Source organism: Aromatoleum toluolicum (assembly GCF_012911005.2).
GTDB classification, from domain to species: Bacteria; Pseudomonadota; Gammaproteobacteria; order Burkholderiales; family Rhodocyclaceae; genus Aromatoleum; species Aromatoleum toluolicum.
This window is the reverse complement of sequence record NZ_WTVS01000026.1, coordinates 11,838-31,853: the sequence shown is the minus strand read 5'-3', so window position 1 is coordinate 31,853 and position 20,016 is coordinate 11,838. Positions and strand designations below refer to the sequence as shown.

Genomic DNA, 20,016 nt, shown 5'->3' with positions numbered 1-20,016 from the left:
CCTCCTTCTGCCCCATCCTCTTCAAGGAATCATCACCATGGAAATGTTCAACTGCATCAACGTGAAGCGGGTTATCTCTCCTGCTTCGGTCGCGGACAACACCGCCCAAGTCGGCCAGATCATCGATCACCAGAACGTCAGCGCGGCGACCTACATCATCGCCACCGGATCGCTGGGCGATGCTGGCGCCGAGTTCACGACGCTGCTGGAGGAGTCGGACGCCTCCGACATGAGCGGCGCGACCGCCGTTGCGGATGCCGATCTGCTCGGCACCGAAGCGCTCGCCAGCTTCATTCAGAGCGACGACGACAAGTGCTTCAAGCTCGGCTACAAGGGCACGAAGCGCTACACCCGTCTGACCATTACCCCGGCAAACAACGCGACGGCGTCGCTGCTGGCGGCGGTCTGCGTGATCTGCCCGAACCTGCAGCCCACTGCCAACCCGCCGGCCTGATACCAGGCCACTGCGTGAAGAGGGTGTCACCACGAGCCCTCTTTGCGGAGGTCGCGCACACATGAATTTCAAGGTCATCACCGCCGTTGCCATCGAGCCCGTATCCCTGGCAGAAGCTCGCCTGCAGTGCAAGGTCGATTCCGATGACACGTCGCACGATGCGTTGCTGACGTCGCTGATCACGGCGGCGCGCGAATACGCGGAGCACTACACGGGCCTCGCGCTGGCGCCGCGCACGCTGGAGGCGGCTCTTGAAGAGTTCCCGGCCGGCGCGATCTGCCTGCCGATGCCGCCGGTCACGGCTTTGACCAGCATCAAATACACGGACACGGCCGGAGCCGAGCAGACGCTATCCGCATCCGCCTACGCACTCAGCCCGTACGGCGTCCCGCCGCGCGAGGTTGCGCTGACCTACGGAAGCGCGTGGCCGGCGACGCGGGAAATCCCGGATGCGGTACGGGTGCGCTTCGACTGCGGCTACGCTGCCGCGGCGCTGCCGCAGGCGGTCAAGGCCGCCATGCTGCTGCATATCGAGGTCGAGTCGCCGTTGAATCCGCATACGCCGGCTGAGCGCGAAGCGAAGGAAAGGGCGCGCGACTCGCTGCTGAATACGGTCAAGGTGTGGGGGTTCTGATGGATTCGCGCCGCCTGAATCGCAAGGTGACGATCCAGCGCCAGACGGCGGAGCAGGACGCGGCCGGCCAGCCGCTGACGACGTGGGGAAACCTGATCGCGTCTGGGGACGGCAAGGTCTGGGCGAACATCCTCCATCTGAGCGGATCGGAGTCGATCAAGGCGAACGCCGACGCATCGACGGTGCGCGCGTCGATCCGTATCCGCTACCGCACCGACGTCGACGCCGGAATGCGGGTGATGCATGGGGCGGTCGTGTACGACATCAAGGCGGCGCTGCCCGACGAGGTGCGGCGCGAGTACGTGGATCTGGTTTGCGAGGCGGTGAGATGACGAAGCCCAGCCGAACCTCTGCGGGGCGCGCGCGCAGCTACGCGGCGAGAAAGCCGTCACTCACGATCATGATGCCCACTGATGCAATCGATCGGATGATCGACGCGCTGGCGACCGACGTCGAGGAGGCGGTGCGCCCGGCGGCGCAGGCGGCTGCACAGGTGCTCTATGAAGCCGTGCATCGCAACGTCGCAGCGATCGGCAAGGTCAGCGGGAACCTCGCCCGCTCGATCTACCAGGCGTATTCGAAGGACAACAGCGGCGAGGGGCGCGCGACCTACCACATCAGCTGGAACGCCGCGAAGGCGCCGCACGGCCATCTTGTCGAGTACGGCCATCTGCAGAAGTTTGCGACGTACCTCGGCAAGGATGGCAAGTGGCACACGGACAAGAATCACCCGCTGCCAGTCCCGCGCCAAGTGGCTGCGCGGCCGTTCGTGCGTCCTGCACAGGCCCATTTCCCGCAGGCCGAGGCGGCGGCAATCGATGAGCTACTGCGCCGGATCGGTGTGCTGTGACCGTCGAAGCGGACATCTACACCCTGCTGCAGGGCTTCGTCGGCGGGCGCGTGTTCCCCGACGTCGCGCCGTTCAGTACGGTGCGGCCGTACATCACCTACCAGCAGATCGGCGGCGAGGTCATCAACTACACCGACGCCCAGCTGCCGGACAAGCAAAACGGCTATTTCCAGATCAACGTCTGGGCGACCTCCCGGGCTTCCGCTGCGGCGCTTGCCCTGCAGGTTGATGCCGCCCTCCGGGCCGCGAGCGCATTCCAGGCGGAGCCGCAGTCGGCGCCGATCGCCACGCATGACCCTGACCTGGACCTGTACGGAACGATTCAAGACTTCAGCATCTGGTCAGCCCGCTGACCGATTGATTCCGCCCGCAAGGGCATCCCCCCCAATACCCGCCTCGTGCGGGTTTTTGTTTTTCAGGAGACCCGTAACATGGCAACCCTTCCTTCCGGCACCATCATTTCGGTTGCAACGGCATTCGCCGCCGCGAAGACCGTCAGCGACATCAGCAACGCCGCCGAGGCCGTCGTGTCCTGCACTGCACACGGTTACAGCGTGGACGACATCGTGCAGATCTACTCGGGCTGGGGCCGGCTGAATCGCCGCGCTGTTCGCGTCAAGAGTGTGCTCACGGATTCGTTCGTCGCCGAGAGCATCGACACCACGAACACCGAGTTCTTCCCGGCGGGCTCGGGCGGCGGCACGGTGCGCAAGGTCACGACCTTCACCCAGATCCCGAAGTACCTGAACCCGAGCCAGTCGGGCGGCGATCCGAAGAACGTCACCGTGCGATTCATGGATGAAGACACCGACCTGAACCTCAACGACGGGTTCAACGCCGTGATCGAGTCCTTCGAGATCGACTCCGACCAGTTCGGCTCTGCGTCCTACACCGCAATGCGCACGCTGACCGACGTGCAGAGCGACACGGTCCTGAAGAAGACGCTCAAGAGCGGCGCCATGATCTTCACGCCCTGCACGCTGGCATTGAATGAAAACCCGAAGATGTCGAACGGCGCGATTCTGACCAACGTCGTTTCCATCAACGGCAACGGCCGCATCACCCGCTACGCCGCCTGATAGGTAGCCATGAGGCCCGCTTCGGCGGGCCTTTTCATGCCCGCGAGGTCGCTCCTCGGTGGGCCTTTTTAGCGCTCAAGGAACTACAAGATCATGGCAAACAAAGTCAAGCTGGGGCAGCGCCCGAAGTCGTTCAAGCCGATGGCCGTCTCCTTTCCGATGCCCGAAGGTGGCGAAGGAACGATCAGCTGCAGCTTCAAGTACCGCACGCGTACCGAATTCGGCCAGTTCATCGACCGCCTGTTCGAAGAGGCCGGCGAAGAGCGTCCGGTCGACGACAAGTTCTCCATGGAACGGCTGATGGAGAAAACGAAGGGCAAGAACGCCGAGTACCTGATGGATGCGCTCGACAGCTGGGACCTCGATGAGCCGATCAGCCTCGAAACGCTGACGCAGCTTTCCGACGAACTGCCCGCGGCGGTGACGTCGATGATGGAGCGCTACCGCTCCGCGGCCGTCGAGGGCCGCCTGGGAAACTGAAGGAGGCCGCCCGAGGACTCTACGAGAGGCCCCCCAGCCCCGAAGAGATGCGAGCGGCCGGACTCCGGCCGGAAGACTACGAAGGCGACGACGTCGAGGTTTGGCCCGAGAACTGGCCGGCCGTCGAAGTCTTCGTGCGGATGAATACGCAGTGGGCTGTGGGGATGTCCGGCCCGACCGGGCTGAATTACCTCGTGCTGTTCGATCTCCTGGACCGCGCCGGCCATGTCGGCCCGGAATGGGATCGCATGTTTGATGATGTGCGTGTCTTGGAGCGCGAAGCGCTCTCCGTGATGCGCGAAAACAACGACTGAGGCCCTGCGGGGCCTCGTTGCATTTCTGGGACGCCATGACCACTGACCAGCGCAAAGTCCAGCTCGGCATCGGAGTTGATGCCACGGAAGCCCGAGCCGGCTTCCAGGACGTCAAGGATGCCGCGCGCGACATGGCGCAAGGTGTCGCGCAGGCGGGGCAGGAGGCTGCCAAGGGCGTCGACGGCATCGGCGCCGGCACCGGGGCGGCTGCGCAGAAGGTGGAGCAATCCACCCGCAGCATTACCGACTCGATCAAGCGCGTGTCGGCTGCGGCCGACGAGGCGGCGCGCGCATCGATGACGTGGAACGACTTCGTCAAGCAGGGCATGGGCCCGCTGATGAAGCAATTCAGCGACGAAGGGGCGACGAAGGCCGAGGCGCATACGCGCGCAATCCGGCAGCTCTCCGAGGAGTGGGGGCGCTACAAGGCCGAGATGCAATCGGCGGCTGCGGCGCAGAAGCAGGCCGCGACGGCGGCTGCAGACGGCGCCGACCGGATGTCGGCGAGCCAGTCGCGTCTGCTGGAATCGCTCAAGCGGCAGTCGGTGCAACTCACTGACGGCAAGGCCGCGTGGCTGGAAATGCGCGCGGCACAGCTCGGCGTCGCGCAGGCTGCCGACCCGTATATCCAGAAGATTCGCGCAGCAGAGCGATCGACGCACGACATGAACGCGGCGGCGAAGCAGACCGCATGGGCGCTGCGCGGCGTGCCGGCGCAGTTCACGGACATCTGGACCTCCATCGCTGCCGGCCAGAACCCGATGATGGTCATGATCCAGCAGGGCGGCCAGCTCAAGGACATGTTCGGCGGCACGGGCAACGCGGCCCGCGCACTGGGCGGCTACGTCGTCGGGCTGATCAACCCATTCACGCTACTCGCCGCGGCGGCCGGTGCGGTGGCGCTGGCCTACTACCAGGGCAGCAAGGAAGCCGACGCCTACAACCGCGCCCTGATCATGACCGGCAACGTTGCCGGCACGACTGCTGGCCAGATGGCCGGCATGGCGGAGCGGATCGGCGACGTGGTCGGCACGCAGGGCAAGGCCGCGGAAGCGCTGGCTGAGATGGCTGGCACCGGACGCGTGGCCGCCGGCAACCTTGAATACTTCAGCCGTGTCGCGGTGCAGATGGAGCGCACCGTCGGGAAGAGCATCGAGGAAACCGCCAAGGAATTCGCTGAACTCGGCAAGGCGCCCGTGGAGGCCTCGGAGCGGCTGAACGAGAAGTACCGCTACCTCACCGCGGCCGTCTATGAGCAGATCAAGGCCCTGCAGGAGCAGGGGCACACGGAAGAGGCGGCTGCGGCGGCGCAGAACGCCTACGCCACGGCATTCGACGACCGGACGAAACAGGTCACTGGGAATCTTGGGTCAATCGAACGCGGGTGGGCGGCTGTTGCAGATGCCGCCAAGGCAGGATGGGACGCGATGCTCAACGTCGGGCGACCGGCGACACTCTCCGACCAGCTTGCTGACGTCGCCTCGCAGATCGAATCGCACAACCCGCTGTCGCTGTTCGGGTCGAGCCTGGACGATCTGAAGGCGCGCCAAGGCAGCCTGCAGGAGCTGCAGCGCATGCAGCAGCGCGGCGCGGCGATCACTGCAGAGCAGCAGCGACAGACCCAGCTGAGCATGGCTTGGCAGAAGGAGGCCGACCAGTACAAGGACAAGTCTGCCAAGCGGGATCAGGAAATGATCTCCGCCGCAGTTCGCGGTCGCGAGCTGGTCAATGCCGGCCTGCTGAAGGAAAAAGATCTTCGTGACCGCCTGGCCGCGATTGCGGACAAGTACAAGGAAACCGGCAAGAGTGGCGCCGCCGGCACCGGTCAGAACGAAGTCGCCGCGATCCGCGCAAAGGTCGCGGCTACCGAAGAATACCTCGGTCGCCTACGCGAGCAGGGCGAGCTCGCCGACAAGATGACCGAGGGCGAGCGGCTCGTCATCAAGCTGCAGAAGGAGCTAGCCACCGACGTTCACGGCGTCGCTCGCGCGCAGAAGGAAAAAGCACTTGCCGAGGCACAGCATCTCGTCGTAGCCGAGAAGGCCGTCGACGTCGAGAAGCGTCGCATCAAGGCGCTGCAAGACGCGCGCACCGAGCTCGACAAGCAGATCGACGCAGCCAGCAAGTCCGCCGACGCCATCATGGAGCGCGCGATCGGCCAGGAAGCGGCGAACGAAGCGATGGGCAAGAGCAAGACCGCCATCGAGCAGGCGACGCTTGCCCTGATGCGTCAGCAGCTCGTCGAGGCGGACAGTTCGGACCGCTTCGACCCCGCCTATGTCGCCTCCTTGGAGCGCAAGGTCGCGGCCGAGGAGCGCTACGTCAAGGCGCTGCAGGAGGCCGAATTCAAGCAGATGTCGATGCGGCTCGCGGAGGAGTCGCGGTCGGCCGGTGAAGAGACGAACACGCTCAACCTGCAGCTGAGCCTGCTTGGTCGCAGTCAGGTCGAACGCGACAAGATCATCGCCCAGCGTCGCGTCGAGCTGAAGCTCGCCAAGGATCTGGCGGACATCGAGAAGCTGAATCTTGGCGAAGGCCCGGAAGCGGCAGCGAAGCGCGAGGAGCTGAAGGCGCAGGCACAGGCAAACGCCTTGGTCGAGAAGACCAACACCGCGAACAAGGTGGTCATCGAGGAGTGGGAGCGCACCTCCCAGCAGATCGAGCAGTCCCTGACCGATGCGCTGCTGCGAGGCTTCGAGTCGGGCGAGGACTTCGCGGAGAACTTCCGCAACACCCTGAAGAACATGTTCGCGACGCTGGTCCTGAGGCCGATCATCCAGCCGATCGCGCAGGGCATGTCCGGCCTGGTGCTGCAGGCGGTCGGGATGGGCGGCGGGCTTGGTGGTGTCGGCGGCGGAGCCAGTGGGATCGGCAATCTGTTCCAGATGGGCTCGTCCGCGTACAACATGTACAACACGCTGGGTTCCAGCGGGGTCGTGAGCGGATCAGCAGCGATGTCGCCGTTCGCGATGACATCCGCTCCCGTGTATGAGGGCGGCCAGCTTGTCTCTGCGGGCGGCTATGGCTCAACCCTGGGCACATACGCCGCCGGGCTTGGGACCGGCCTCTGGGCGTACAACCAGACCGGCAGCTACACCGCAGGCGTCGCAGGCGGCGCCGCGGGGATGGCCGGAGCCGGCGCGGTTGCCGGCGGCATGGGGGCGGCTGCGGCCGGCACGTCGGTCGGCGCCGGAGCAATGGCGGGCGCCTCCGCAGGCCTCGCTGCGATCCCCGTGTGGGGATGGGCGGCGCTCGCGGTGCTGGCGATTGCCGGCGACCTGATGCAAGACAAGAAAGACCCGAAAGTTGCGTTCCAGATGGCGAAGCAGGGCGGCGGGTTCGACAAGAACTGGGAAGACGGCGTCAAGGTCTCCAGCGTCTTCGGCGAGCTCGGCCTGAACAGCAACTCGAAGGACGTCGACGCCAAGGATTTCCGCAAATCTCTGGAAGCGATTGCGGCCTTCGACGGCGCGATGGCGGCATTCCTGTCCGCGCGCGAGATCGAGGCGGTGCGCGCGCGCATGGACGGGTGGAAATCGACGCGCGTCGCTGCGAAGTATGCCGCGGCCGGGCAGCGGGAGCGGATGCTGGCGATCACCGAAGGCATCGGCGGTGACGTGTTCGCCGACGCGCAAGCATTCGTCGATTCCGGCCAGGCCAAGGGCAACAAGGGCGTGCAGGCCTTCACGCAGTACGTGCTTGACCGCATCCGCACGGACGAGCTGTCCGACATGATCGGCACCCTGGGGGCCTCGCTGTCCGACGATGCCGCGATGGCCTGGATGCAGAGCCTGAACCGCACCGAGACCGTCACGAACGCGAAGGGCAAGAAGGAGAAGGTGCAGATCTCGGGCTTCAACGAGATCGCCGCCGCCACGCAGCAGCTGCAGGCGGTGGTCGGCATGGATGCTGGCGACGCACTGGCCGCGCAGGTCAAGGCGATGGTGATGCAGTTCGATGCGCTGGGCGCGTCCATGCCGACGAGCATCGACGGTTTCAAGGCGCTCATCGGCGGCATCGATCTGACGACCGCGGCCGGCCAGAAGCTCTACATGCAGCTCGCGCCGCTCGCGGCGGGCTTCGGCCAGCTGCAGGTCGCGCAGCAGCAGCTCTACGACATGCTCGTGCCCGAGTCGGAAAAGCTCGCCCGTGCGCAAACCGAACTCTCCGCCAAGTTCGCGGATCTCGGCGTGGCCGTCCCGCAGGGCGCCGACACGCTGCGCACCCTGATCGACGCACAGGACCAATCGACCGAGGCGGGCCGCACGATGCGCGCCGAGCTGCTCGCGCTGGTGCCGGCGTTCAAGGGGGTATCGGACGCCGCGCAAGAAGCGGGCCGCGCCTGGGAGGCTCTGCGCGCCGATCTCACCAAGTTCCGCAACGAGATCACGGGCGGAGATCTGGCGGGCCTCTCGCCGGAGTCCGCCTATCTCGCGGCGCAGACGCAGTTCGAGCAAACGAGCCGCCTCGCCGCGATCGGCAATCAGGACGCATTGGCGCAGCTCTCCGAAGTGGGTCGCAGCTTCCTGGATGCGTCGCGGGAGTATTTCGCGAGCGGCGCCAGCTACTTCGCCGACCTCGCGAGCGTGCAGGGCGTGGTCGATGCGGGGCTTTCCCTGACCGATCGCAAGCTCGCGGCGATTGCCGGCGGCGTCGATATGCCGGCTTTCGCGGACGGCGGCTTCCACACGGGCGGGCTGCGCCTGGTGGGCGAGGAAGGCGCCGAGATCGAAGCGACGGGGCCGGCGCGGTATTGGACGGCCGAGCAGACGCGCGGCTTCCTCTCGGGTGACCGCTCGCAGGCGGCCACCAGTCGCGATCAGGAAATCATCGACGAACTGAAGGTAGTGGTGCGGGTGCTCTCCGCCGGCATGAGTGCGCTCGATGAGCGGCTCGCCCGACTGGAGCGCTCGGGCAATGAACAGGCGCGGCAGGCGCGCATGACCAACGACAGGAGGGTGGCCTGATGGCTGCTGGAACGATTACGCATTTCGACGAGTTCAAGCGCTGGTGCTTTGACGACGGCATCCCGCTCGACAACGGCAACATCAAGGTAGCGCTCTTCACGCAGGCCCTGACGCCGAACGCGGCAACGCAGAGCGTGCTGGCCGACATCGTCGCGCACGAGCTTTCGCATGCGAGCTACACGGCGGGCGGGGTGGCGCTGGTCAGCCCGGCGGTTTCGCGCTCGGGCGGAGTCGGGAAATTCACCTCGAATGGCGTCTCGATCCCCTTCACTGGCACGGATGCCGCGGCGAAGTGGGCCGTGTTCTACATGGACGCCGCCGTCGGCGCACTGACCGACCCGCTCATCGCCTACGTCGATCTCGAAACCACACAGGCCGAGCTGGTGATCAGCGCCGGCTACGCCTTCATCTTGAATCAACCGGCCGCGGGCTGGTTCACCTGGAGCTGACGGTATGGGCAACCGGCTTTTCACGAACAACGCCCGCTCGACGCTCGCGAGCGGCATTTCGGACGTTGCGACAACGCTTTCCGTGGCAACCGGCGAGGGCGCGCTGTTCGCTTCCCCCTCTGGCGGCGACTGGCAGGACATCACGCTTGATGATGGCGTGAATATCGAGATCGTGCATCTGACCGCGCGCTCGGGCGACACGCTGACGGTGACGCGGGCGCAGGAGGGTACGACGGGGGTGGCGTTCTCGACGGGGGCGAAGGTCGAGGCGCGATTTACGGCGGGGGCGGCGAGTGACCTGCAGCCGAAGGCGGGGCAGCCCTATGTGATGGGCACGACCTACAACGGCAAGCCGGCAGCCAGCGTGCTGTTGCTGCGCCACGTCATCCCGACCGGCATCACGGTGACGCTCGCGGCGGCGATGGCCGGCAGCCAGGGCAAGGCCGGCACGGCGGCGACGGCACAGACGGACTTCGACGTGCAGAAGAACGGCGCTTCGGTCGGCACGATCCGCTTTGCGGCGGCGGGCACGGTGCCGACTTTCATCATGGCGAGCCAGACGAGTCTTGCCGCGGGCGATTCCATCGACATCGTCGCGCCGGGGACTCAGGACGCGACGTTGGCGGACATTGGTTTGACGATCTTCGGGACGAGGTAACGAAATGACACTGCTTTTTGTGGACGGGTTCGACCACTACGCGACGGCTGACATCACGAAAAAATGGACGACTAGCGCCTCGGCGTCGATCAGCGCGGCGGCCGGGCGGCGCGCCGGCGGCGCGGCGGCGATTCCTGCCAATGCATCCAGCAGCATGGTTAAGTCCGGGCTCGGCAACGCGGCCACGCTGGTGGTTGGGTTCGCATACAACCCGAGCGGGGCGCTTAATGGTAGCACCACCATTTGCGAATTGCGCGACGCGGGCACGGTGCAGTTGTTCATGCGTTACAACATGGACACCACCCTGTCAGTCGTGCGCGGCAGCACAGTGCTGGGCACGACCAGCGCGACATTTGCGCTGTCGGCCTGGCATTACATCGAGCTGAAGGCGACCATTCACGACACCACCGGCTCGTTTGAGGTGCGGGTCAACGGCGCAAGCGTGCTGTCAGCCACATCGCAGGACACCAAAAACGGCAGCAATGCCTACGTCAACGAGGTCGCATTGCGCGCGAACCAATATGCGACTAGCTTGTTCGATGACTTCTACGTGTGCGATACCTCGGGCAGCGCCAACAACGACTTTCTGGGTGACTGCCGGGTCGATACGATCTACCCGACCGGCGACGGCACCTACAGCCAGTGGACCCCGTCCACCGGCACCAGCCACTACGCGATGGTCGACGAAGCCGCGCCCAACACGAGCGACTACAACGCCGGCGCGAACGTCGGCGACCGAGATAGCTACACACTGGGCGACCTGAGCGCGCTGACAAACAGCACCGTGTACGGCGTGCAGGTCAGCGCCGCAATGCTCAAGGACGATGCAGGCGCGAAGAGTGCCGCGGTCTTTGTGCGCTCGGGCAGCACCAACGGCGACGGCACCGCTGCGGCACTGGGCACGTCGCAGGGATATGTGCGGCAGGTTTATGAAACCAACCCGAATGGCAGCGTCGCCTGGACCGAGGCGACGGTCAACGCCGTCGAGGTCGGCGTGCTGGTGAGCGCATGACGGTCGCGCGCATCTCGCAGGTCGCGACGGAGGTCCTGCGGACCAATACCGGCGTCAAGGCGCGCGCAAGCCAGCTGGCAATCGAGGTCCTGCGCATCAAGACGGACGTCAAGATTCGCACCAGCCAGCTGGCAATCGAAGTGCTGCGCCCGAACGTCGATGCCATTGCGTCATCATCGACGCAGCCGCAGATCTTCGTCTGCACCTGAGCCATGTTGAACGGCGAAACCCTCAACGGAGTCACGCTCAACGGGCCCGAGTACCTCGTTGTCAGCGTCAGCCCGTCCGCTGGCATGTTGGTATTCGGGGCGTCGCAGCCGGATGTCGTCCTCTACCGCATGCCGATCGTAGATCCGGCGGCGGGTCTTCTGACCTTCGGGTCGGAGCAGCCGTGGGTCGTTCGGTACCTCCTGCCGACCGTCAATCCGGTGGCTGCGCACATTGCCTTCTTCGGCGGTCAGCCCGACGTCTGGTTCGACGCTATCTCGTCCTCGCCGGGACTGTCGCCCGAGGTCGATTACGAGTCGTGGATCTATCTGGTCGAGGTCGGGGCCGTTACTGGGCTTGCCGATATTCCCGGCGCCGTCGTCAACGGCTTCGACCTCAATGGCGCGTCGCTGAACGGCGATGCCGGCGGAGGCGTGACAGTAGAAACGCTGCGCTACACCGATAGTTCGATGGGCTACGCCACGCGACCGAACGAGGCACCGGGGAATGCGCAGTACGATCCCAGCCTGCAGCAGCCCGGCTACGTGCAGCGCGACATCACCGTGGGCGCGGCGCAGACGAGCTTCGGCGAAGTGATCCTGGCGTCGACGGGGCACCTCGACGGGCTGCTCGACTATGGTCTTGACGGGCAGCAGATCCTGATCCGGCGCGGCCCGCAGGACGGCGTCTATCCGGATGACTTCCCGCTGCGCCTCGTGGCGACGCTCGAGCAGCCGGAGTTCGCCGCGACGACCGTGCGCCTCAAGATGCGCGACCGCATGGCGCTGTTTGGCGATCCGCTGCAGACCGCGCGCTACGGCGGCAGCAACGTCCTGCCGGCCGGTATCGACGGCGGCGAGGATCTGAAGGGCAACCCGAAGCCGCTGATCTACGGCCGGGTCTTCAACATGGCCCCGGCGCCCGTGAATACCTCGCGCCTGATCTACCAGGCGAACGACGGTGCGCTGGCCGATCTGCCGGCCGTCTATGACCGTGGCGCGGCCCTGTCGCGTGGCGCGGACTACGCCAGCGAGGCCGACATGCAGGCGACTGCGCCGGCCGCCGGGCAGTATCGCGCATGGCTGGCCGGCGGGTGTTTCCGCCTCGGCGGTGCGCCGACGGGGCAGGTGACGTGCGACGCCCTTGAGGGGGCGATGCTGGCCGACCGATACGCCGGTGCGCTGCTGGTGCGCATTGCCGGCCGGATGGGCGTGACCAACATCGACATGGTCGATGCGTACGCGCTCGACGCGGCGGCGCCCTACGAGCTCGGCATCGTGGTCGATGCGCAGGAGTCGGCGGCGAGCGTCATGGCGCGCGTTGCGGCCAGCGTGGGCGCGTGGTTCGGCTTCGATCGGCTCGACTATCTGCGCATCGGCCGGCTCGCGACGCCCACCGGAACGCCTGTGGTCGAGATCACGGATCTGTCGATCACGAGCATCGAGCGCACCTCGCAGGCCGAGGTTCCGGTGTGGCGTGTGGCGCTCAGCTACGACCGCAACGCCACGGACCAGGCGACTGACCTGGCCGGCTCGGTGAGCGCCGAGCGGCGCGCCTGGCTCGCGCAGACGTGGCGCACCGCGGTTGCGGCGAATCCGTCTGTGAAGCTGCAGCACCGCCTGTCCGGCGAGCTGCTGCGGGACAGCGCGATCGTCTGGTCCGCAGATGCCACCGCCGAGTCTGCGCGCCTGCTGGCGCTCCATTCGCAGCGGCGCGACACCTTCCTCGTCGGCGCGCGGCTGTCGGGCGGCGAAGCGGACCTGCTCGACCTAGGCGACGTCGTGCGGGTCACGTGGCCGCGCTACGGCATGGACGGCGGGAGGCTCTTCGTCGTCATTGGAATGAGACTCGACTTCGGCGGCGATGCCGTCGATCTGACCTTGTGGGGCTGACATGGCAAACATGATGCTCGCGTGGCCGAACCGGATCGACACCGCGGCCATCGACGGCGGCGGGTGGGCGACGACGATGCCCGTGACGAAGATGCAGAACCGGATCCTCGCGCTACGCGCCCGTACGCTCGACGACGACCCCGCGAACACGTGGTTCCGGGCGGCCCTCGCGATCGACTACCCCATTCGCGTCGTCGCGCTCGCCCACCACAACCTCTCGGTGCTGGCGAAGTACCGAGTCCGCGGTGCCAGCGACAGCGCCTTCACGTCGGTGCTGTACGACTCGGGCTGGCTCTACGCATCCGACGGCATGGGGCCGTGGGGTCCGGCGGACACGTGGCTGGAGTGGGAGGACGACCGCTTCTGGATGGGCGGCCCGAGCGGCGAGATGATCGACGGCTACCGGCAGACCCTGATTCACGTCCTGCCGGCACGCACCAATGCGCGCTACTGGCGCGTCGACATCGACGACGTTGGCAATCCCGCGGGGTACGTCGAGATCGGCCGCGCCTTCTTCGCCGACGGTTGGCAGCCGCTGCGAAACCTCTCCTATGGCGTCGAACTCGCGTGGAACTCCCGCACCACCGTGGAAGAGGCGGCCGGCGGCGCCGAGTACTTCGACAAGCGCCAGCCGTACCGTACGTTCCGCGGCTCCCTGGATGCGCTGGGCGAAGACGAGGCCCTGATGGGCGCGCTCGAGCTGCAGCGGCGCATGGACGTATGGGGCGAGGTGCTGTTCCTGCTGAATCCGGCCGACCTCGCCTATCGACGGCAGGAAAGCTTCCTCGCGAGGTTGCGCCAGCTCACGCCCCTCGAATACCCGTACCTGAATCTGCGCCGCATGGCGGTCGAACTCAAGGAGATCCTGTAAATGGCATCAGTCACGTTTTCCTCAGCCGTCGGCGGCGACGGCTCGACCGTCACGGACGACAGCAACGCAACGACCGGCCTTGCGAGCGGCGGGCACCGCGTGCGGTTCGTGCCGGCGCTGACGAACACGGTCAATGTGGCCGCCTTCATCGTCACCAAGGCTACCGCTGCTGCTGCTTCGGCCGCCGCCGCGGCGCAATCGGCCATCGACGCCGGGAATAACGCCGGCGTGCCGCTGCTCAATGCCTTTCCGGTCGGCGCGATCTACATCACGGCGGGCAACACCAACCCCAGCACGTGGCTGGGCGGCACCTGGGCGCTGACCGCTGCCGGTCGGGCCCTGATCGGCGTCGGCACGCTGGGCACCGACACCTACGCGGGGGGCGATACGGGTGGCGAGGCGCGTCACACGCTGACCACGAGCGAGATGCCGTCGCACAGCCACGGCAGCGCGACGGGTGGCGCCAGCGTGGACCACAACCACGCCGGTACGACGTCGGCCGATGGGCAGCACTCGCACACCCTCAACCTGAACGGCTACAAGTATGGAGCCGGGATCGACGTTGGAAGGATTAGCACCAACGACACTGGCGGCCTGCTGAACAGCATCACCGAGGGCGGCAGCAGCATCGCCGAGGCCGGCCAGCATTCGCATACCTTCACGACCGCAGGCGCCAGCGCCGACCACGCCCACGCCATCAGCGCCGAGGGCAGCGGCGCTGCTCACGAGAACCGCATGCCGTACCTCGCCGTGTATTTCTGGCAGCGCACGGCGTGACGAGGGGAGGCGCCATGCCCGAAAAAGACGCTGGTCTGTGGCAATCGCTCTACGACTCCCTGCCGCCGGTCTTGCCGTGGATCTCGACGCTGTTCCTGAGCGCCCTGGCGACGATTGCGCAGTACGCCCAGAAGGTGCGGTCGGGGGAGGCGTTCAGCTTGCAAGCGCTGATCCTCGATGCTGTCGTGTGCATCTTCGTCGGCATCTGCACCCACATGCTGTGCGAACTCGCCGGAATCACCGGCTACGGAAGATCCGCGCTCGTCGCGATCTCCGCCCACATGGGCACGCGCTCGATGCTGATCTACGAGCGGTGGCGTGATCGGGTGCTGGGGGTGGATCAATGAACAGAACCCGGCTCACTCCGCACTTCTGCCTCGAAGAGTTGCTGTTCTCGCAGCAGGCGGTGCGCCACGGCATCGGCAACACGCCACCCGGCTCCGCGCTGATCAACCTCTCACGGCTCGCCGAAGTGCTGGAGCGCATTCGCGCCGCCGTCGGCAATCGCACCGTGACCGTGACGAGCGGCTACCGGTCGCCCGCGCTCAACCAGCGCATCGGCGGCAGCCGCGCCAGTGCGCACATGGACGGGCGCGCCGCCGACATCGTCGTGCGCAGCATGACGCCGCTGCAGGTCGCGCGCGCCATCCAGGGGGCCGGCATCGCCCTCGATCAGTTGATATTCGAAGGGTCGTGGGTGCACGTCGGCATCGCCAAGGTCGGCGAGCCCTCGCGCGGCGATGTGCTGACGGCTCACTTCGGGCCGGATGGCGTCAAGTACCAGCGCGGCATCGTTGCCGCATAGGAGGCAGTCGTGCAACTCAACGTCGTTCCGATCCGGCCACAGCAGCCAGCCGTCTCCGAAGCCTGCCGCTGGCACGAGGCGTTCGAAAGCATCACGGCCAGCAATCTGAAGATCATCAGCGCCTGGCAGCGGATGCTGTGGCGTGCGATGTGGGGGCTGTGACGATGCCGTTCAGGACAGTCCCGGTGCTGCGAGTGGGCGAGCAGGACGGAGAATGGATACTGGAGACGCCGGTCTGGTACCGGACAGCGTCCGGCGCCGACCTCGTCGTGCCGTCCGGCTTCGTCACGGACTTGGCCAGCATCCCGCGCCTGCTGCATGCCGTCATGCCGGTCAACGGCGCGCATCGTGCCGCGGCAATCCTGCACGATTGGCTCTACGAAACCCAGCAATTCACCCGTGCGCAATCCGATTGCCTGTTCCTCGCCGCGATGGCGGACAGCGGGGTTGGCTTGGCGCAGCGCTACGCGATGTATGCCGGAGTGCGAGTCGGAGGCTGGCTGCCGTGGTCGCGTCGCGCGGGTGGGGCGTCAGCCGCGGCGATCGGCGAGTAACCGATGGATCGGGGAAACTGCTTCGTCTACGCCCTGCGCCAGTGGTGGCGCCACGGCGGCTACATCATCGTCAGGCGGTCGCGCTATCTGTGGGTGCCGCATGTGCTGTGGGCGCCGCCTGGTGGTCTGGATGCGGCGACGGTGCAGCACTTCGTTCCGACGGAGCCGAGCCGGGTGCCGTGGCGGATTTGGCGGGCGCTGTGGTTCCGGGGCGTGATTCGCACGGACGACCGCGCAGCGTAGATTCCGGCGTAAGTGCAGAGTGGTGCGCGGCGCAATGCCGCGCCGTTACTGGACATTTCCCCGCACCATCATCGGAGTGTGTCCGGCGAACTCGTCGTCGTTAAGCGGCTTGGGTAGTGTTTCTTTTTTCATTCAATAGTTTGTCTGATTCGGTCGACGCCTTCGCGATCGCCCTGCGTCATCTGTCGTCAGGCTGGGAGTTCAGCCGGCCGGGTCTGCTCCGCGGCATTCGATGTGGCGACGCGCCGTCGGCGGGAAGCGAAGCCATCCGGGCGACGACGGCAAAGCTCGTATTGTCTTCGAAGAGCACGGCGCGCGCGAGCGCTGCGTCAATGAGGACGCAACCGCCGTGACGGGAGCCGCGACGGGGCGAGCGCGCGACGTCGAAAACCGTTGATCTGTTGTCGCGTGCAGACAAGTGGCCTCCGGACGGCTCACGTAACTTGAGTGCGCATTACAGGAGGAGAGACATGCACAACACACAACAAAAGCGCTGGACCCTGACCGTTGCCTGCGCCAGCGCTGCAGGGCAGGTCGCAGCGATTTCCGGCTTCCTGGATCGTCAGGGCTGCTACATCAACGAGTTCTCGTGCTTCGACGACGACCTCAATGATCGCTTCTTCGTGCGCTGCGTCTTCAGCCGCGAAACCGAGGGCGCGGTCGACGTGTCCACTTTGCGCCATGAGTTCGCGCCGCTGGCGAAGCGTTTCGACATGGACTGGGCGATGCACGCGCTGTGCGAGCGGCCCAAAGTACTGATCATGGTCTCGAAGCTCGATCACTGCCTGCGCGACCTCCTCTACCGCTGGCGCATCGGGGAACTTCCCATCGACATCGTCGGCGTCGTGTCGAATCACCCCGACCTGGAATTTCTCGCCGCTGCCGATGGCCTGCCGTTCCACCATGTGCCCGTGACCGCAGAGACCAAGCCGCAGCAGGAAGCGAAGCTGATGGGGATCGTCGAGGAGTCGGGTGCCGAGCTGGTGGTGCTGGCGCGTTACATGCAGGTCCTCACCGACGATCTTTGCCAGCGTCTCCATGGGCGCGCGATCAACATCCATCATTCCTTCCTGCCGGGCTTCAAGGGGGCGAAGCCCTACCATCAGGCGCATGCGCGTGGCGTGAAATTGATCGGCGCCACGGCCCACTACGTGACCGGCGACCTCGACGAGGGGCCGATCATCGAGCAGGTTGTCGACCGTGTGACGCATGCGCACAGCGCCGAACAGTTGCTCTCGGTCGGCCGCGACATGGAATGCCAGGCGCTCGCGCGGGCCGTGCTGTATCACGTCGAGCGTCGCGTCTTCCTCAACGGTACCCGTACGGTCGTTCTGCCCTGATCGCGTCGATACCATCGGCCGGCGTCTTGATGGCGCCGGCGGTGCGTATAGACTTCGAACAGAAACTACGACTTTCAGGGTATCCCGATGAGCAACGCAACTCCCGGCCAGGGGCCGGGTCACTGGGCCGGACGCGGCGGCGAGGCGCCGATCCGCTTCGGCTTTCTTCTCGTTCCCGATTTCACGCTGATCGGCTTCGGCGCGGCGGTCGATCCCTTGCGTCTCGCGAACATGGTCGCGCGCAAGAAGCTGTACGAGTTCGTGACGATCACGATGGACGGCGAGCCGGTGCGTTCGAGCGCCGGCATCTGCGTTCAGCCCGACTATGCGGCGGCCGATGCGACCGACCTCGACGGCGTCTTCGTCGTCGGCCCGAATCCGCTGCCGATTACCGGCACCGAACCGATCCAGCGCTGGCTGCGCACGCTTGCGGGCCGCGGCGTCGCGATCGGCGGGGTGGATACGGGCAGCTATTTCCTTGCCTGCGCGGGGCTGCTCGACGGACATCGCAGCACGATCCATTGGGAGGACATGGACGCGCTGCTCGACCGCTTCCCGCGTCTGGTCGTGTCGAACAAGATCTACGAGGTCGACCGCAACCGTTGCTCGTGCAGCGGTGGCATCGCGCCGGTGGAGATGATGATCCACCTGATCGGCCTCGGCGGAGGAGGGCGCAAGGTGGCGAAGGCGGTGGCCGAGCTGCTGATCTACGAGTGCCGCGGCCCGGACGAGAAGCAAAAGACCTCGCTGCGCGACGTCTCCAACGCGTCGCATCCCAAGCTGGTCGAGGCGATCAAGCTGATGGAGTGCAACATCGAGGAGCCGTTGTCGATGGAGGAGCTGGCGGCGCACATGCAGTTCTCGGCACGCCAGCTCGAGCGCCTGTTCCGCGAGACGCTCAACTGCACGCCGCGGCAGTACTACCTGCAGATCCGCCTCGAGCGCGCGCGCCAGCTCCTCACGCGGACCAACCGGCCGATCGCCGACATCGTGATGGCCTGCGGATTTGTGTCCTTTGCACATTTTTCGCACCGCTACCACGCGGGCTTCGGCATCTCGCCGAGCGCCGAGCGGCGGCGCCATACGGCGGACGCGGCCGGGTCGAAATGACCGGCAGGACGCGCGCCGCTTCCTGATCTCCCTCTCCCACGGTCGTTGCGCGACCGGGTTGCAAGCCTCCTGCCGGTCCTGGCCGGAGGTTTTTTTTCGTCGTTTTCACGAAACGGACTGTCGTCAGCCGGATATCGACGCGGGTTGTCCGTCACTAGGATAGGCATAAATTCAGCCGGTCTGGCGGCGGTACCGAGCGCGATCTTCTGCGACGCACCACGCCAGCCGTGCAGGATGACCGAGGAACCGGTAAACAAGGCGCCCGGCATCACCGCGAAGTCCCCGAGAGGCTGGAGCGGCAAAACAAATACAAGACAGCAGGACCACTACAAAGGAGGCAGTAAGATGGAGTACGGTACAGCGAGAAGTGTTCACATTTCCGAACTCGCGTGGCCCGAATACGATGCCCGAGTCCGTGACGGCAAGACGCCTGTACTGATTCCGGTCGGGGCGCTTGAACAGCACGGCCCGCACATGTCGATGAACCCGGACGTGCTGCTCCCGACTGCGATTTCCGAGCGCGTCGCTGACCGCATCCGCGCACTCGTCGCACCCCCGATCGCCTACGGCTACAAGTCGCAACAGAAGAGTGGTGGCGGAAACCACATGCCGGGCACCACGAGTCTGGATGGCCTCACTGTAACCTCGACGATCCGCGACGTATTGAAAGAACTTGCACGTCATGGCGTACGGCGGACGGTTCTCGTCAATGGCCATTATGAGAATTCGGCATTCATCGTCGAAGGGGTTGATCTGGCCCAACGCGAATTGCGCTGGGATGGCATCCGCGATTTCTCTACGGTGGTTCTCTCGTATTGGGATTTCGTCACGCAGGAGGCGATCGACGACATCTACCAGGGCGAGTTTCCCGGCTGGGCGGTCGAGCACGGCGGCGTGCTGGAAACCTCGCTGATGCTCCATCTGCATCCGCACCTGGTGGATATGGAGAAGGTCTGCGATCACGCGCCGGCGCAGTTTCCCCCGTACGACTTCTTTCCGATCAAGCCGGAATGGACACCTGCATCCGGTTGTCTGTCGTCGGCGAAACGTGCGAGCGCGCAGCATGGCGAGACGCTGCTGAAAGTTTGCGTCGACGGCATCAGCCGCGAACTCGCGCGCGCGTTCGACTGAATGCCGGCGGCCCTGCGCCGAACGCCGAAAGTCGCGTAGCGCGCGCCATGAACCCGCTTATTCTTGAGGCTGTCGAAGAAGCACTCGCTCGGGCCTAACCGTTTCGTATTAAGGAGGTCTCGACCAAAGTTCACTGTTGTCACCGCGGGGCGATCTCACCGATTCCTATAGTCGGACCGCTGATGTCGT

General features: G+C 65.8%; 24 protein-coding genes. All 24 read left to right on the top strand.

Annotated features, from left to right (window positions below; translation table 11 throughout):
- Positions 1–37: 37 nt before the first annotated feature.
- The 24 genes from GPA27_RS13505 to GPA27_RS13390 all read left to right on the top strand — a co-directional run bounded on the left by GPA27_RS13505 (position 38) and on the right by GPA27_RS13390 (position 19,827).
- The gene (locus tag GPA27_RS13505; RefSeq protein ID WP_169141145.1) at positions 38–454 is read left to right on the top strand and encodes a hypothetical protein; all 417 of its coding nucleotides are present in this window, start codon (positions 38–40) and stop codon (positions 452–454) included.
- Between the two features lie 61 nt (positions 455–515).
- Positions 516–1,088 (top strand): head-tail connector protein, encoded by a 573-nt coding sequence (locus tag GPA27_RS13500; protein WP_169141144.1) that lies wholly within the window; start codon positions 516–518, stop codon positions 1,086–1,088.
- Positions 1,088–1,420: a phage head closure protein gene (locus tag GPA27_RS13495; protein WP_169141143.1), complete on the top strand. Its 333-nt coding sequence runs from the start codon at positions 1,088–1,090 to the stop codon at positions 1,418–1,420. Before GPA27_RS13500 ends, GPA27_RS13495 begins: the two co-directional genes overlap by 1 nt.
- Positions 1,417–1,938, top strand: coding sequence for an HK97 gp10 family phage protein (locus GPA27_RS13490; RefSeq protein WP_211164987.1), 522 nt, complete (start codon positions 1,417–1,419; stop codon positions 1,936–1,938). The genes GPA27_RS13495 and GPA27_RS13490 overlap by 4 nt, the downstream gene beginning before the upstream one ends.
- Positions 1,935–2,291: a tail completion protein gp17 gene (gene gp17 / locus GPA27_RS13485; RefSeq protein WP_169141142.1), complete on the top strand. Its 357-nt coding sequence runs from the start codon at positions 1,935–1,937 to the stop codon at positions 2,289–2,291. The genes GPA27_RS13490 and gp17 overlap by 4 nt, the downstream gene beginning before the upstream one ends.
- 78 nt (positions 2,292–2,369) lie before the next feature.
- On the top strand, positions 2,370–3,017 hold the full coding sequence (locus GPA27_RS13480) for a phage tail tube protein (protein ID WP_169141141.1): 648 nt from the start codon (positions 2,370–2,372) through the stop codon (positions 3,015–3,017).
- 93 nt (positions 3,018–3,110) lie between these two features.
- On the top strand, positions 3,111–3,497 hold the full coding sequence (locus GPA27_RS13475; RefSeq protein ID WP_169141140.1) for a phage tail assembly chaperone: 387 nt from the start codon (positions 3,111–3,113) through the stop codon (positions 3,495–3,497).
- A 47-nt stretch (positions 3,498–3,544) separates the two neighbouring features.
- Positions 3,545–3,811, top strand: coding sequence for a DUF1799 domain-containing protein (locus tag GPA27_RS13470; protein WP_169141139.1), 267 nt, complete (start codon positions 3,545–3,547; stop codon positions 3,809–3,811).
- Positions 3,812–3,846: 35 nt separating this feature from the next.
- The gene (locus GPA27_RS13465) at positions 3,847–8,778 is read left to right on the top strand and encodes a phage tail length tape measure family protein (protein ID WP_169141138.1); all 4,932 of its coding nucleotides are present in this window, start codon (positions 3,847–3,849) and stop codon (positions 8,776–8,778) included.
- Positions 8,778–9,227: a hypothetical protein gene (locus GPA27_RS13460; RefSeq protein ID WP_169141137.1), complete on the top strand. Its 450-nt coding sequence runs from the start codon at positions 8,778–8,780 to the stop codon at positions 9,225–9,227. Before GPA27_RS13465 ends, GPA27_RS13460 begins: the two co-directional genes overlap by 1 nt.
- 4 nt (positions 9,228–9,231) lie before the next feature.
- On the top strand, positions 9,232–9,885 hold the full coding sequence (locus GPA27_RS13455; RefSeq protein ID WP_169141136.1) for a hypothetical protein: 654 nt from the start codon (positions 9,232–9,234) through the stop codon (positions 9,883–9,885).
- 4 nt (positions 9,886–9,889) lie between these two features.
- A complete protein-coding gene (locus GPA27_RS13450) occupies positions 9,890–10,897 on the top strand; it encodes a hypothetical protein (protein ID WP_169141135.1) in 1,008 nt (335 codons plus the stop codon).
- Entirely contained in the window at positions 10,894–11,106 is a 213-nt protein-coding gene (locus GPA27_RS13445; protein ID WP_169141134.1) for a hypothetical protein, read from the top strand. Before GPA27_RS13450 ends, GPA27_RS13445 begins: the two co-directional genes overlap by 4 nt.
- A 3-nt stretch (positions 11,107–11,109) precedes the next feature.
- The gene (locus tag GPA27_RS13440) at positions 11,110–12,996 is read left to right on the top strand and encodes a hypothetical protein (RefSeq protein WP_169141133.1); all 1,887 of its coding nucleotides are present in this window, start codon (positions 11,110–11,112) and stop codon (positions 12,994–12,996) included.
- 1 nt (position 12,997) lies between these two features.
- A complete protein-coding gene (locus GPA27_RS13435) occupies positions 12,998–13,867 on the top strand; it encodes a hypothetical protein (protein WP_169141132.1) in 870 nt (289 codons plus the stop codon).
- Complete coding sequence (locus tag GPA27_RS13430) at positions 13,868–14,644, top strand: phage baseplate protein (RefSeq protein WP_169141131.1); 777 nt, start codon at positions 13,868–13,870, stop codon at positions 14,642–14,644.
- A gap of 14 nt (positions 14,645–14,658) precedes the next feature.
- Positions 14,659–14,991 (top strand): phage holin family protein, encoded by a 333-nt coding sequence (locus GPA27_RS13425; RefSeq protein WP_169141130.1) that lies wholly within the window; start codon positions 14,659–14,661, stop codon positions 14,989–14,991.
- On the top strand, positions 14,988–15,449 hold the full coding sequence (locus GPA27_RS13420; protein WP_169141129.1) for a D-Ala-D-Ala carboxypeptidase family metallohydrolase: 462 nt from the start codon (positions 14,988–14,990) through the stop codon (positions 15,447–15,449). Before GPA27_RS13425 ends, GPA27_RS13420 begins: the two co-directional genes overlap by 4 nt.
- Before the next feature lie 9 nt (positions 15,450–15,458).
- Complete coding sequence (locus GPA27_RS13415) at positions 15,459–15,611, top strand: hypothetical protein (RefSeq protein ID WP_169141128.1); 153 nt, start codon at positions 15,459–15,461, stop codon at positions 15,609–15,611.
- A 23-nt stretch (positions 15,612–15,634) separates the two neighbouring features.
- On the top strand, positions 15,635–16,003 hold the full coding sequence (locus tag GPA27_RS13410; protein ID WP_169141127.1) for a DUF1353 domain-containing protein: 369 nt from the start codon (positions 15,635–15,637) through the stop codon (positions 16,001–16,003).
- Positions 16,004–16,006: 3 nt separating this feature from the next.
- Positions 16,007–16,246, top strand: a complete 240-nt coding sequence (locus tag GPA27_RS13405; protein ID WP_169141126.1) for a hypothetical protein — start codon at positions 16,007–16,009, stop codon at positions 16,244–16,246.
- 470 nt (positions 16,247–16,716) lie between these two features.
- Positions 16,717–17,586 carry a formyltetrahydrofolate deformylase gene (purU, locus tag GPA27_RS13400; protein ID WP_169141125.1) on the top strand — a complete coding sequence of 290 codons (870 nt, stop codon included), beginning with the start codon at positions 16,717–16,719 and terminating at the stop codon, positions 17,584–17,586.
- Positions 17,587–17,673: 87 nt separating this feature from the next.
- A complete protein-coding gene (locus tag GPA27_RS13395) occupies positions 17,674–18,696 on the top strand; it encodes a GlxA family transcriptional regulator (protein ID WP_169141124.1) in 1,023 nt (340 codons plus the stop codon).
- A 234-nt stretch (positions 18,697–18,930) separates the two neighbouring features.
- The gene (locus GPA27_RS13390) at positions 18,931–19,827 is read left to right on the top strand and encodes a creatininase (RefSeq protein ID WP_246261096.1); all 897 of its coding nucleotides are present in this window, start codon (positions 18,931–18,933) and stop codon (positions 19,825–19,827) included.
- Positions 19,828–20,016 lie beyond the last annotated feature (189 nt).